This window comes from Kitasatospora sp. NPDC001309, assembly GCF_042896295.1.
Lineage (GTDB): Bacteria > Actinomycetota > Actinomycetes > Streptomycetales > Streptomycetaceae > Kitasatospora.
In genome coordinates, this window is record NZ_JBIAXC010000006.1 from 25,819 (window position 1) to 39,146 (window position 13,328).

A 13,328-nucleotide genomic window follows, 5' to 3' on the forward strand; every position below is an offset into this window, starting at 1 on the left:
GCAGGGTGTCGTTCAGTCCCCTTGAAGAGCGTGGATCAGCCGCGCGACCTCCCGGTGCGCCGGCCCCGTTCGCGGGTCGTTCGGACCGGCGTGCGGTCCGACGATCTTCGCCAGCACGAACAGCTGCATCACCATCCCGTCGCGGCTCTCAAGGTCTGCCCGGCGCTCCCTGCGTACCCGGTCCGCGAGCGCCGGTACGGCGAGGGAGGCGGCGTACAACGACGCTGAGTCGAGTCCGCGTGGCGCCATTCCCCAGTCCTCCCAGTCGAACATGCAGAACTCACCAGGGCCGGTGACGTTCGCCCAGTTCAGGTCAGCGTGAGCAGGGCACCACTGCTCCACCCGAGTTTCGTGCGCTCCGGGGAAGGCGGCCTTGATTGTGTCGTCGACCAGCTGCTGCGTGATTTGCTCGGTGTCCGGGGCCGCCACCCGGGCCGTGTGCTGAGCGGCCAACACTGCCAGCGAGGCGTTCAGCGAGCGCCACCAATCGTCCGGCAGCTCCGGGTCGACGGTCACCACCGCAGCTCCGACCGGGAGTTCGGGCAGCAGCGAGGTCTCGTCCACGTGCCAGACCGCCCGGCCGTCCGGGTCATGCCATGTCGTCGACCCGTACCAGCGTGGCATCGCCACGCCGGGCAACACCGCTGCGGCTTCGAATCCGCCCCAGCCCTGTTCCCGTGCCCGCGCCCAGGGGCGGCGTTCGACCCGGGTCCAGCTGCCTCGGTCGGTGCTGGCTCCGACCGTCCGGCGCTTGCGCACCACGCTGCGTCGGTCCAGCCTCGTGCCGAGGCGCTGCTCCACCTGGTCCAGGACGTGATCGACGGGCTCCTGCCGAAGGTCCATGGTCTACCGGACGAGGCCAGCGGCGGTGCCCTGCGGCGGCGTGACACCGGTCAGCTCACGTGCCCGGTCAGCGAGGAGAGGGGCGAGTTCCGGGTAGTACCCGCGGTCAACGGCCTGGAGCATCTCCGCAATAGCGATGAGCTGACCGACGTGTCCGGCCGGGGTGTCGAGGATGTCGGCGAACTCCGTGCGGATGCGGTCCGCGACGGCGGGGACGAGGAGGCTGTTGGCGTGGAGCATGCCGGGGTCGAACCCGATCGGGACCAAGCCCCAGCGTTCCCAGTCGAGGATGGTCAGGGTGGGGCCGGTGAGATTGCCCCAGTGGAAGTCGCCGTGCCCGGTGACCCGCTCGATCGTCCCGGGGGAGGAAATGCCGAGGTACTGGGGGAAGGCGCTCTCGATCCAGATGTCCCGGACGGTGGTCCGCACTCCCTCGGCGGTGGCCAGGCTCTCGGTTGCGGTTCGGAGGCTGTGCCACCAGGAATCGGGGAGGCCGGGGTCTGTGGTCAGGTCAGGCCGCATTGACACCACCGGGTCAGCGGCGTAGTCGATCAGGTCGGCCTGGTACCCATGCCCCCCTTGCGTCCAGTCGAGGATGCTGTGGAGGCGCGGCCGGGGGACGTCTGGGGGGACGAGGGCGTCAGCACCGACGATGCCGTGCCCCTGCATGCGCGTGCGGGTCGGCGAGGTGGCTGCGACGCGCAGCCACCTCGTGCCGGCGCGACGCCCGATGGTGCAGCCCGCAAATCCCCAGACGGGGCTGCCGGTACAGGTCACGCTCAGGTGAGCGGCTGCGGTAGCGTGCGCCGCCTCCATGCGCATGCGGGTCGCGTCGTCAAGCAACTGCACGGCTCACGCTCCTGAGCCCTTCCAACTGCTTTCGAAGCGGCGCCTCGAGTTCGAGGTTGTCGCCGCGGGTGTTGGACTGCAGCAGCTCGGTGATCACCACGAGTTGAGCGAAGTGGCCGCACCTCGAGTCCAACAGGTGGCTGAAGCGTTGGCGGATCTCTGCGGCGGTTGCGGGGACCAGGAGGCTGTATGAGTACAGGAGGGCCACGTCGTAACCAGCCGGCGCGATGCCCCAGCCTTCCCAGTCGAGGATGGTGAGCTTGGGTGCGGTGAGATTCGCCCAGTGAAGGTCGCCATGGGCGGTGCTCCAGGCCGGGACTCTGGTGTCGACCGGGAATCCGAGGAACTGCGGCATCGCCCTGTCCAGGTACTGCTGGCGAACCGCGACACGATCAGTGGAGACCGCGGTGATGGAGCCAACAGCAGCGCCGAGTTCCTCCCACCACCCGCTGCCGAGGTCGGGCGCTTCCCGCAGTACCGGTCCGTAAGGAGCGATGACGGGGGCGTCGACCCTGTCGTACAACTCGGCGAGGTAACCGTATCCGCCGTCCGTCCAGGTCCGCCGCTCGCGTAGCCGAGGGCGGGGAACCGCTGAAGGCATCGTTCGCTCTGCCTCGAGCGGCCCCTCCCAGAGCTTGCCGCCGGCCTTGCTCTCCGGGGCCTCCACCAGGCGCAGCCATGCGTTGCCGGTGGCCGAGGTCACCGGACCGCTGAGGGTGCGGCCTTGCCAGCCCCAGGTCTCACCGGAGTCGGCTGCCGCCACGTTCAGCATCGTGGCGGCAGCCGAGAGCATGTCGCGCATCCGATTGGCGGTGGCGGGCTCAGGTTCCGAGTACATCGACGACCCTTCGCAGAACGTCAGGCGACAGCGGGGGACCGTCGACGGCTTCGGCGGCCTGTGCCCAGTGTTCCGTGTTGCCGGTCGACAGCAGTACTCGATTCACTCCTGGGGCTGATGCGGTGACGGCCAGCGCCGCCTGGGCCGTGGTGCTGCCCGGACGGATCAGGGTGGCCAGTTCCGGGCGGATCATGTCGGGGATCTCACCGCCGTGGAGTGGGGCGGAGGCGAACACTTGGATTCCCGCTGCCTGGGCGTCGACCAATACTCCGCGCCCGTCGAGCGCCTGCGCGACCGGTGCGAGGTGGACGACCGATACGGGCAGCTGCACCGCTCGAAAGCGGTGCTGCCGGCCGCCGACCTTGGTGGCGAGGTCGAGCAGCGTGGGCAGGTCGAAGATTCCCCTGGTGAACCCCGTCCACGTGGAGACTCCGTACTCGGGAATGCCGTGCTGATCGCACGCCGCTTCGAGAGCGGCGAACGCCTGGTAGAGCCCATCACGAGCGTCGGCGTTCCCGAGCGCGTGCTCGGGGTTGTGGAGGAAGACCAGGTCGGGCGTGCGCCCGAGCATGCGCCCGCTGCGGGTTACCTGCCAGGTGATGTAGCCCGGGGAGAGGCAGTGCCCGTGTTCGGCTTCAGCGGAGGTCAGGGCTCCGGAACGGATGCCGGCGCGTTTGGCGTTCTCCGGGATGAAGCCGACCTTCGTGGAGACCCGGACGGCGGGACGCTCGGCGAGAACGGTGGCGAGCTCCGCCTCAGCTCGGCCGACCGCGTAGTTGGGCGCGGTATCCACCCAGGTGGCCCCCTGTGCGGTCGCCAGTCGTGCGGCGGTGGCGACATCGCGGCACCGGTAGGTTCCGAGGGTCAGTTCGGCAGTCAAGCCGTGCCTCCGATCGACGCGGCCTGGCCGTCGACGAGTTCGGCCACGATGCCGGCGGCCTGCTCGATGCTGATTCCTGCGGCTTTGGCGAGGTCGCCGAGCCGGTGCCGGGAACGGTCGGCGAGCAGCGCGAGCATCGGCTGGGCTCGTGACGAGAAGGTCCACTCCTCGCCGCCGGCGGTCAGTCGGACCCTGTCATTGGGCGCAGTGGACAGTAGGTGGCGCGTGGTCACCAGGTGCACGTGGAGATCGGGGTCCGGAGGCACGATGGCGATGTGCGGCAGCGACGGCGCCAGCCTCGCGCGTTCGGTGGCGTCCCGCGACGCGGCGAACCGGGCGATCAGATCGTTGCTCTCCAGCTCCGCAGCGATGAGCTTCCCGATGCCGCTGAGGAAGGCCCGCTGTTCCTGGGGGGTGCCGAACCGCGGGAGGTCCGCCCGAACCGCTTCGTCGGCGCGCAGGATCTCCGACAGCCAGGTGATCAGGTCAGCGCCTGTGGTGCTCTGCAGACCGCAGGTGATGTGGAGCGAGTGCTGTCCCTCCGAGGCCGCGACGGCGTGCCACCAGCCGCGCGGCAGATAGAGCACGTCGCCGGCGTTCAGCACCAGGTCGGCGATGGGCTCCTCGGTGGGCGCCTCGGGGACGTCGACGTCCCGGTGCATCGGAGCCGCCCTGGTCGGTCCATAGATGCGCCAGCGCTTGGCGCCGTCGAGTTGGACGACCACGACGTCGTGGTCGTCCCAGTGGACTCCGAACCCCTCGGTGCCGGTCCACGAGGCGTACAGGTTGGTCTGCACGCCCGTGCGCAGCCACGATTCGAGCTGGCCGGCTAGACGCCCGACGCCCGGGTGGAGTTCATCGACGGCATCGAGAACGAGGGTGGCTCCCTCGCCGAGGCACTTGTGCAGTTCGGCGGGCTGCAGCTGGTGCCAGACGGTGCTGCGGCGGGTGACGATGGGCCGCGAGTAGGTGTGCGTGGGCAGCTGCTCGCCGTTGGCCGCGAGGCGGAAGCGGGGAGTTTCGAAGCGGTGGTGGGTCAGGATGCTGTTGAGGTCGTCCCAGCTCATCAGCCCTGCGAGTGACGCGGCGTCGCCGCGCGTGACCTTGAAGCTGCGGCCGAGGGTCTGGGCGAGGAACTCCTCCCCGCCCAGACGCTCGGCCACCGAGAAGAGCTCGGTGGCCATGTGCAGCCGTCAGTCGTTGGTGTCGGTACGGCCGGTGGAGCCGCCGTCCGAGGGCTGCTCGTCGCGCGAACGCGCCGCGGCGACCTTCGTACGGGAGACGAGCAGGCCGTCGTCGTCGACGGCCGTCATGGTGATCTCCATGCGATTGGCCTTTCGTCCTTGGTGCACCGGGCTTTCCGGCGGACACCAGGGAACCGCTGCGCGCCGCGCACGAACAGAGCAGAATTGGTGCACTGGTGGGGCATCCGTGGGGTAAACCGCCTGCTGACTAGGCAACTTCGCGCCGGATCGGTTCAGCGCATCGAGGGGATGGGTGATGGGGGTACGGCGCGGGCGGTTCATCGAGCTTCGCGTGAAGTCAGGTTTCACCCAGGAGTCCCTGGCTGAGGCCATGGACGTCGATCGCTCAACGGTCGGACGGTGGGAGCGGGGCAAAGCCTCGCCACAGCCGTGGCAGCTGGCGAAGTTGGCCGGGCTGCTGGGAGTCGGGCGGGACGAGCTCGCTACTGCCCTGTCGACCTCATCGGCCACTTCTTCGGCTGGTCCAGCTTCGGCGGACGTTAGCAGCCGGGTCGGCTGGACTCAGCGACCCGAGGGCATCGCGCTTCCGCCGAGTGCCGCAGGCATGGCGATCGAGGCCGCCACAATGCCGCGAATGAACGGCGGGGTCCGAGTCGGCTGCCGGACAGCCGATGGGAGGATCATCTTCGTGACGATGCCACGCCAGGCCCTGGCGCAGGGCGTGTCCGCCACCTCCGGGGTGACCCGTCTGTCGGGGCTCGCAGTGCCCGAGGTCCAGGTCCAGCCGCCGACGCCCGCGCTGGACCTTCACCCGGTCGAAGGTTTGCGGTCGCTCCGCAGGTCATTGGTCGAGTGCGACAACGTCCTGGGACCGCGCGAGGTCATTGCCACCGCGCAGGAGCACATCCAGCTCATTCAACAGCTTCGACTGGACGCCGGTAGCCAGGATCGGCAGGCTCTGCTCCAAGTCCTCGCAGAGTATGCGGAGTTCTGCAGCTGGCTTCACCAGGACGGCGGGGACCATCGCGCTGCCCAATACTGGGCCGACCGCGCCTTCGACTGGGCAAACGCCTGCGGCGACCACGACCTGACCGCCTACATCGCCGCCAGGAAGGCCCAGCTGGCGGGCGACATGATGGAGTCCGTCGATGCCGTCGACCTCGCGGACTACGCCCAGCGCCTGGCCCGGCCGGGAAGCCGACTGAGCGCCATGGGCGCCGTCTACGGGGCCCATGGTCATGCCCTCCTCGGCGACGAGCGGACCGCCCAAAACACCTTCGACCACGCGCTCGCCCTCCTGGCCGATCCGTCCGAAGCACCGGTCGGACGCGGCCGGTGGCTCAACGCCGCGTACGTGGAGGCCCAGCGCGCCAGGTCTCTGTCACTCCTCGGCCGCCACCACGAAGCAGTGGCCGGCTTCGAGCAGGCCATCCGCTCTCTGCCCCCCAACTTCCGCCGAGACCGCGGCGTTTACCTCGCTCGCTCTGCCATCTCCCAGCTCGCCGCCAACGGCCCGGAACAGGCCGCCGCGGCCGGCCAGGCCGCGCTGGCCATCGCCGCAACTACTGGATCCGCCCGGATCTTCAACGAACTTGCAGCCCTCGACGCGCTGTTGCAGCGGTGCCGCGGCGTACCCGAGGTGGACCAGTTCCGCCATGCCCTCGACAGCGTCCTGCTGCATGAAGTGTGATCACCACAAAGCCCGCATCACCGAGAGAACGGACCATGATGGCCGCCCGCCCCTTCGTCCTGCTCAGCGTCGCCACTTCCATCGACGGCTACATCGACGACGCCTCGCCCGAGCGTCTCCTGCTGTCGAACCCCGCCGACTTCGACCGCGTCGACCAAGTCCGCGCCGACTCCGATGCCATCCTCATCGGTGGCAACACACTTCGCAGCGACAACCCCCGGTTGCTCGTGAACAGCGAGCAGCGCCGAGCCGCGCGTATCGCCGCCGGCAAGCCGGAGTACCCGCTCAAGGTGACCATCAGCGCCAGCGGCGACCTGAGCCGGGACCTCAAGTTCTGGCACTTCGGCGACAAGAAGGTCGTGTACACCACCGACTCCGCAGCCGCCAAGCTCCGCGAGGAACTCGACGGCCTCGCCGACGTCGTCAGCACCGGCGAGAACGTTGACTTCGGAGCACTGCTCGATGACCTTGCCACCCGCGGTGTCGAGCGGCTGATGGTCGAAGGCGGCGGACAGATCCACACCCAGTTCCTCTCGCAGGGCTTGGCCGACGAGGTCCACCTCGCTGTCGCACCGCTCCTCGTCGGCGACGCTGCCGCACCCCGCTTCCTCCACGCGGCCAGCTACCCCGGCGGAAGCACCCGGCGGATGGGTCTGCTTGGCGCGGAGACGATCGGCGACGTCGTTCTCCTGCGCTTCGCCCCCAAGCACGAGTCCGCCTGAGCGAACTCCTTCCGGTGGTCAGCACAGTCGGCTGGCCTGCTGACCACCGGGCCGCCGCTCCCATCCACTTGTACCCCCGCCCGGCGAGGACACCCGATCTTCAGCTGCGGTCCGTCAATCGCCGGGCGAGGGCCGGGATCGCGGCGATCTTCTCCGCAGGAAGGTCGTCCCACCGGATCCGGGCGGGTAGGCGCGGTCCCGGACACGTGATCACTGCATCTGGCGTGACGATGACGTCGACTCGAACGTCGTGCGGCTCCGTTGGGACTTCTTCGACCACCTGGAGCCGGTGCACAGTCGTGACGAAGACCGTACTCGGGCCGATCAGTCCGGCTTCGGTCAGGAGAGCAGCCTCGATGTCCGAGTAGCCCGCGCCCTTGCCGATCCGAGCGCCCGTCCGGTCGACCGCCACGCTGCCTAGGACGACCATGTCCACGGGCTCAAGCACATCGACGTCCACCGCGCTGGTAAGAGCAGGCACTTCCTTGCGGTTGGCAGCGACTGCGGGGGCAACCGTGAGCTTCCGCGGGTCCAAGACGTAGAACGGGGCGGTCGCGGCCAGGCGGGGAACGGCCATGTAGACCACCTTTCCTTGGCTCAGCGCGATGGCGCGGACCGGTTCCTGCGCCGTGTCCGGCACGACTTTGATGATCTTCGCTGAGTGCCATGCCGGTAGGTCGGCGAGCCGGCGAGCCGCCGCCTCTGCGCCGCGAAATGACGGAATCCGTCCGTACGCGGTGTCGTCCTCGACCGCCGCAGCGGCATCCAGCTCGGCCCAAACCCGCTCGCGAAGTGCGGCCTTGTCTCGCTCCCGGCTCACTGTCACGGGGTGCATCGTCTCCTTCGGTCAGGGTGCCGCCATCAAGGACAGCAGCCGGTCGTGGAGTTCCATGACCTGGATCTCCTGCCGCCAGGGTTTCAGCTCCCGGGCAGCGGCGAACACTAGGTTCATTCCCCCGCCGCCACGAGTCTGCTCGAGTTCATCGACGGCCTGGTCGAGCACTTCGAGAGCACCGTCGATCTGCCGCTGCCGGATGAGGGCCAGCCCGAGGTTGCCCAGCACGATCGTCCGCGACTTCTGCCGGCGGCCCAGGCTCCTGGCGGCGGCCTCCAGTTCGTCCTGTGCGCGCCGGAGCTGGCCGAGTTCGAGATAGCACGAGCCGGCAAGCCGGCCGACCTGGTCCAGAGAGGCGAGCTCGGCGGCGGGGCCGCCGCCGCTGTGCGCCAGCTGGTCCTGAGCGAGACCGATACTCCTCTCGCACTCCAGTCTGTCCCCCAGCATGGCGTGCGCCTCACCAACGTGCAGAAGCGCCAGCCCAGCCAGAGCCGGGCTGGCCGACGCTGCTCGTCTCGCCGCCGCTTCAGCGAGCGCGAGACCGGTCGGTGCGTCCTTCGTTCCGTACAGGTCAACAAAGCTCGACCGCAGGAGCGCATGGCTCTCCAGGACAGGGTCGCGCAGGCTGCGGGCGATAGTGGCGGCCTGGGAGTAGTACGCCCGGGCGCCGCCGTGGTCGCGGCGCTGCGAGGCGTCCCAGACCAACTTTCCCATCAGGGTGGCAGTCTCCGCCTGGAGCGTCAGCACGTCCCGTTGTTGTGGACCGGTCCGGAGCCGGCGGGCCAGCTGGTCGAGCCGGGCGAAGTGCTGGCCGGCCTCGGCAAGCAGGCTCGATGAGGGAACGCGATCGTACCGGCGTTCGAGATCCAGAAATACGAGCCGCAGCTCCTCTGATGATGCAGCGCTGTGATCACCGACCCCAACCCTCGACGCCTGGTCGTCCAACCGCCCGCCGAAGAGCGCTTCGAGTTCCGCGGCGGTGCGCTGGAGTGCTTTGCCGAGCGCGGGAAGTTGCCAAGGCTGCGGCGCCACTTTGCCGGTCTCCCATCGGTGCACCGTCGAGCGGTCAACGCCGAGCCGCTCGGCCAGCGCCTCCTGGGTGAAGCCCGCCGCCCGGCGCCACTGGACGAACAGCCCGCCCCGCTTCATCCCGCACTCCAGAAGTTTGTCTGCCTAACAGGTCGCAGCTCACGGACCGATTTCCCGCACGGATGCCACACGATGCAACAAATCTGCACTGTTGCGGCGCCGCTGTCTGCTGTTCCGTATGACCCGCACAGAACATTGACCGCCCAGCCCGGGTGGTGGGCCCCGGTGGCGCGGCCTCCCAAGCACACGCACAGGCTCCCACGCCCCTCCGCCTGACTGCCGTTTCCTGCCGGATGCCCTACGGGAGCTGACGGGACCTAGACCCACCGCAGGCTCTCGCTCACACATCCGCCATGTCCATGCCTGGAAGGACGGTCCCATGATCGCCGCGTATCCGGCTCGGCCGGTGTATCACCCCGCCGGACTCGACGGTGCGCTCCGGACTGCGGTGGACGATTTGCGGGCCGGACGCTGGATGTCGACGCAGCGGCTCCTTGCCGCAACGACACCGGACGCGAGTCTCCGGACTTCTCGGACTCAGGTGCTGGCACTGGTCGCGGCTCGTTCGACCGTGCTCACCGAGTGGGGACGCGAGGAACCAGACGACCCGGGCCTTGCCATCCTGCGGACCAGGGTCTTGGTCGAGCATGCCCTTGCCGCAGCCGAGGCCGGCTCACCGGAGGCCGAGCGCTTGGAGCAAGTAGCCCGCGAGTCGTGCTGGGCCGCAGCCCAGGCGGTGCGCTCGGACCCTGTGCCCTGGGTGTGCCTACTGGCTCTGGCTGTGCTGGACCGAGCCAGGCACCGGCCAGAGCACCGGCAAGGCTCGTCGGACCCGATGCTTCCGCCCGGACCGTGGGGGCTGCTCGATGAGGTGCTCAGGCGCGATCCGGGCAACCGAGAGGCCCATCACCGCATGCTCCGCTACTGGCACAAGGTTTACCGGCCGGCGGCGACCGACTTTGTGAACGTCGTCATGCCGATGGCTCCGGCCGGATCGCCGCTCGCCGCCCTGCCGCTGTACCTGTCGGTCGACTACTACCGCAACAAGCCCACGCGCAACGCGGTCGTGCTTCGGCAGTGGCTCCGAGAGCCCCATTTCTCCCGTGCTCAGCGTGCCTACGAGAGCTGGTCCGTGGCGGAGCCGGGGTCGTGGCCGGTCGTCGACCTCAGCTACCTCGCCCACGCGTTGTGGGCATCGGCCCAGATGGCCGCAGCCGTCGAAGTATTCAGCACTCTCGGCCAGTTCGCGTCCAAGACACCGTGGACCCATGTCGCCGACTCCCCCGACCAAGCGGAGGCTCTGCTGCTCACCGCTCGGGAGCAGGCCCTCGCCGGCCGCGCGACCGCCCTGGCCTGATTTCCCGGCGACCCACCCTTCCTCCTATTCCGTTCTCTCCCGCACGGAGGTTGTCTCGATGTCCCCCGCCCAGACTGCACCGCCGACCGATGAGGAACGGCTCCGCCAACTCGGCTACCAACCCAAACTACGCCGGAGGATGGGCGAGTTCGGCAACTTCGCCAGCTCCTTCTCGGTTATCAGCATCCTGTCTGGCTGCATGACGATGCTCGCGTTCGGCCTGAACACCGGCGGACCGGCGGTGATCATCTGGGGCTGGGTCGGCGTCGGCTGCCTGGTCATGTTCGTCGGCCTGGCGCTCGCCGAGGTGACCTCGGCATACCCGACGTCCGGTGCGCTCTACTTCATGGCCCACCAGCTGGGCGGCCCACGGTGGGGCTGGATGACCGGCTGGCTCAACCTGCTCGGCCTGGTTGGCGGCATCTGCGGCATCGACTACGGTGCGGCGTCTTTCGTCGGCGCGTTCCTCAACATGCAGTTCGGGTACTCGCCGACGCCTGCCGGGCTGTTCGGGATCTTCGCCGCGATTCTGCTGCTCCACGCGGTGCTGAACCTGCGGGGCGTGAGGCTGGTGTCCGTGCTCAACGGCATCTCGGTGTGGTGGCACATCGGCGGCGTCGTGCTGATCGTCGGAGCGCTCGCGCTCGTGCCCGACCAACACCGGGACGTCAGCTGGGTGGTCGGGCACTTCGTCAACAACACCGGTTGGAGCAACCCGATCTACGTGAGCGCGGTCGGGCTGCTGCTCGCCCAGTACACCTTCTCGGGCTACGACGCCTCCGCGCACATGAGCGAGGAGACCACCAAGGCGTCCGTGTCCGCGCCCCGCGGGATCGTCCGCTCGATCTGGGTGAGCTGGATCGCCGGTGCCGTCCTGCTGGCGGGCATGCTGTTCGCCATCCAGGACTACGACGGTGTCCTCGGCTCGCCCACGGGCGTGCCGCCCGCGCAGATCTTCATCGACGCGCTCGGGACGACCGGGGCGAAGGTGCTCTTGGTCGTGGTGATCGTGGCGCAGGTGTTCTGCGGCAACGCGGAGACGGCGGCGGCGTCGAGGATGGTGTTCGCGTTCTCCCGGGACGGCGCGCTTCCCGGATCGGCTCTGTGGAGCCGGGTGTCGGAGCGTACCGGGACGCCGGTGGCCGGGGTGTGGCTGTCGCTCGTGGCGGCGCTGGTGCTCGCGCTGCCGTCGCTGTACAGCGCGACCGCGTACGGCGCGGTGACCGCCGTCAACGTCGTGGGCATGACCCCGGCGTACGCGGTGCCGATCTACCTCCGGCTGCGCAAGGGCCGCCGATTCAAGTCCGGTCCGTGGAACCTGGGCCGCCGGGGGCCGGTGATCGGGTGGATCGCGGTCGGCTGGGTGGCCGTGGTGAGCGTGCTGGTGTGCCTGCCGCAGTCCTCGCCGGTGACGGTCGACACCTTCAACTACGCCCCCGTGGCGCTCGGGGTGGTGCTGCTGCTGGCCTGGGCGTGGTGGCTCAAGGCCGGGCGCTCGTACGCGCCGCCGGTCCAGCAGTCGGCCGAGCTGGTCGAGCTGACCGAGGAGGTCGTGTGACCAGCCGCCGACGCCCGGGCCGTACGGCAACGATGCGGGCCGCCCGGTACCGCACCGCCGGCAACTCTCCGGTGGCGCCCGCCCCGACCGGACCACTGCACCAGCTGGTGGACGCCTTCGGCATCATGACGGTGCTGCTCGCGGCCGTCGACGTGCAGGGCCGCCTCAAGGGCAAGGAGTGCGACGCGGCCTCGCTGGTGCAGCGGCTGCGCTCGGGTGGGCTCTCGCCGGAGATGTGCGGGTACGTGCTCGGTACCGACCTCGGGATGACTCCGCCGCAGTCCGGGGTGTTCTCGTGGGAGTCCGGCTTCGAGGACGTAGCGCTGCTGCCCGACAACCAGCATGCCCGCGTCCTGCCCTGGCTTCCGTCCACCGCCCTGGTGCTCGCGGAGCCGATCAGCGTGGGCCTGCCGCACCCGCTCGCCCCGGTCACCGTGCTCGACGAGCAGCAGCAGCGCCTCGCCGGCCTCGGGCTGACGGCAAAGGTAGGGGTGGAGACGGAGTTCGTCCTCTTCGAGGGCGCCGCCCGGGACGCGGCGGCGGCCGGCTTCCGCGGACTTCGCCCCGCCGTCTGGGACAACCGCGACTACGCCCTCGACCAGCCCTTGCCGGTACGGGAGTTCAGCAGGCGCCTGCGGCAGGTCCTCGCCGACGCCGGCCTTCCCGTCGAGGCGGTGAAAGGCGAGGGCGCACGGGGCCAGGTCGAAGTCACCTTCCCCTACGGGGCGGTGACGGCGGCGTGCGAGCAGCACGTGCTGTTCAAACACGCCGCGAAGACGGTCGCGGCCGAGCAGGGCATGACGGCGTCGTTCATGGCGGCCTTGCCGGGCGGGGTGGGCAGCGGCATGCACCTGCACGTCTCGCTGCACGACGTCGACGACCAGTCGGTCTTGCTGGCCGGTCCCGATCACGGCAGCGGCCTGTCGGAGGTGGGCGAGCAGGCAGTGGGCGGACTGCTGACGGCGCTAACCGTTCTCGGCCCGCTGTGGGCGCCGTACGTCAACAGCTACAAGCGCCTGCGGGACCACTCCTTTGCCCCCACTCGCCTCACCTGGGGGCGGGACAACAGGTCGTGTGCGGTTCGGGTGGTCGGTCACGGTCGCAGCCTGCGTCTGGAGGTGCGGTTGCCCGGTGCCGACGCCAACCCCTACCTGGCGTTGGCAGCGGTCCTGGCCGGAATCCGGCACGGCATCGAGGCCGGGCTCAAGCCCCCTGCTGCCACCTGCGGCGACGCCTACCTGGGCCGCGAGGCCGAGCCCGTGCCGCAGTCACTGGCCGAGGCCGTTTCCGCGTTCGAGACCAGCCCGCTGGCCGGCGAGCTGCTCGACGAGCACGTCGTCGCCCACCTGGCCGCCGTCGCCCACCTGGACCTGGACCACCACGCCGCAGCCGTGACCGATGCCGAGCTGGAGCGCGGTCTCACCCAGGCATGAGCCCCGGGCCGGTCGCGGCGCCCAACCCC

The 13,328-nt window shown here is 69.5% G+C and carries 13 protein-coding genes and 1 pseudogene; 6 read left to right on the forward strand and 8 right to left on the reverse strand.

Translation table 11 applies throughout. The features are described from left to right. Window positions 1–12 precede the first annotated feature (12 nt). The 6 genes from ACFY2K_RS08000 to ACFY2K_RS08025 are packed head-to-tail and all read right to left on the reverse strand — an operon-like array spanning window position 13 to window position 4,735. Complete coding sequence (locus ACFY2K_RS08000) at window positions 13–843, reverse strand: hypothetical protein (protein WP_387710251.1); 831 nt, start codon at window positions 841–843, stop codon at window positions 13–15. A 3-nt stretch (window positions 844–846) separates the two neighbouring features. Next, a complete protein-coding gene (locus tag ACFY2K_RS08005) occupies window positions 847–1,692 on the reverse strand; it encodes a hypothetical protein (protein WP_387710255.1) in 846 nt (281 codons plus the stop codon). Continuing rightward, window positions 1,679–2,494, reverse strand: a complete 816-nt coding sequence (locus ACFY2K_RS08010) for a hypothetical protein (RefSeq protein ID WP_387710257.1) — start codon at window positions 2,492–2,494, stop codon at window positions 1,679–1,681. The genes ACFY2K_RS08005 and ACFY2K_RS08010 overlap by 14 nt, the downstream gene beginning before the upstream one ends. 19 nt (window positions 2,495–2,513) lie before the next feature. Further along, complete coding sequence (locus ACFY2K_RS08015) at window positions 2,514–3,410, reverse strand: aldo/keto reductase (RefSeq protein WP_387710259.1); 897 nt, start codon at window positions 3,408–3,410, stop codon at window positions 2,514–2,516. Then, on the reverse strand, window positions 3,407–4,594 hold the full coding sequence (locus ACFY2K_RS08020; RefSeq protein ID WP_387710261.1) for a cupin domain-containing protein: 1,188 nt from the start codon (window positions 4,592–4,594) through the stop codon (window positions 3,407–3,409). The genes ACFY2K_RS08015 and ACFY2K_RS08020 overlap by 4 nt, the downstream gene beginning before the upstream one ends. 9 nt (window positions 4,595–4,603) lie before the next feature. Further along, window positions 4,604–4,735, reverse strand: coding sequence for a hypothetical protein (locus ACFY2K_RS08025; protein ID WP_387710263.1), 132 nt, complete (start codon window positions 4,733–4,735; stop codon window positions 4,604–4,606). A gap of 175 nt (window positions 4,736–4,910) precedes the next feature. Here ACFY2K_RS08025 and ACFY2K_RS08030 point away from each other — a divergent pair. The 3 genes and pseudogenes from ACFY2K_RS08030 to ACFY2K_RS08040 all read left to right on the forward strand — a co-directional run. Next, window positions 4,911–5,087: pseudogene (locus ACFY2K_RS08030) on the forward strand (helix-turn-helix transcriptional regulator); the annotation flags it as partial. 132 nt (window positions 5,088–5,219) lie between these two features. Then, window positions 5,220–6,305 (forward strand): DNA-binding protein, encoded by a 1,086-nt coding sequence (locus ACFY2K_RS08035; RefSeq protein ID WP_387710433.1) that lies wholly within the window; start codon window positions 5,220–5,222, stop codon window positions 6,303–6,305. A 35-nt stretch (window positions 6,306–6,340) separates the two neighbouring features. Then, window positions 6,341–7,027 (forward strand): RibD family protein, encoded by a 687-nt coding sequence (locus ACFY2K_RS08040; RefSeq protein WP_387710265.1) that lies wholly within the window; start codon window positions 6,341–6,343, stop codon window positions 7,025–7,027. Between the two features lie 100 nt (window positions 7,028–7,127). Here ACFY2K_RS08040 and ACFY2K_RS08045 read toward each other — a convergent pair whose 3' ends face one another. After that, complete coding sequence (locus tag ACFY2K_RS08045) at window positions 7,128–7,853, reverse strand: 5-formyltetrahydrofolate cyclo-ligase (protein WP_387710267.1); 726 nt, start codon at window positions 7,851–7,853, stop codon at window positions 7,128–7,130. A gap of 21 nt (window positions 7,854–7,874) precedes the next feature. Beyond that, window positions 7,875–9,011 (reverse strand): helix-turn-helix domain-containing protein, encoded by a 1,137-nt coding sequence (locus ACFY2K_RS08050; RefSeq protein ID WP_387710269.1) that lies wholly within the window; start codon window positions 9,009–9,011, stop codon window positions 7,875–7,877. Window positions 9,012–9,330: 319 nt separating this feature from the next. Between ACFY2K_RS08050 and ACFY2K_RS08055 the strand changes: the two genes are divergently transcribed. Genes ACFY2K_RS08055 through ACFY2K_RS08065 form a run of 3 tightly spaced genes read left to right on the forward strand, consistent with a single transcriptional unit; the run spans window position 9,331 to window position 13,299 of the window. Further along, the gene (locus tag ACFY2K_RS08055; RefSeq protein WP_387710271.1) at window positions 9,331–10,308 is read left to right on the forward strand and encodes a hypothetical protein; all 978 of its coding nucleotides are present in this window, start codon (window positions 9,331–9,333) and stop codon (window positions 10,306–10,308) included. A 58-nt stretch (window positions 10,309–10,366) separates the two neighbouring features. Next, window positions 10,367–11,866, forward strand: a complete 1,500-nt coding sequence (locus ACFY2K_RS08060) for an amino acid permease (protein WP_387710273.1) — start codon at window positions 10,367–10,369, stop codon at window positions 11,864–11,866. Further along, the gene (locus ACFY2K_RS08065; RefSeq protein WP_387710275.1) at window positions 11,863–13,299 is read left to right on the forward strand and encodes a glutamine synthetase family protein; all 1,437 of its coding nucleotides are present in this window, start codon (window positions 11,863–11,865) and stop codon (window positions 13,297–13,299) included. Before ACFY2K_RS08060 ends, ACFY2K_RS08065 begins: the two co-directional genes overlap by 4 nt. Window positions 13,300–13,328 lie beyond the last annotated feature (29 nt).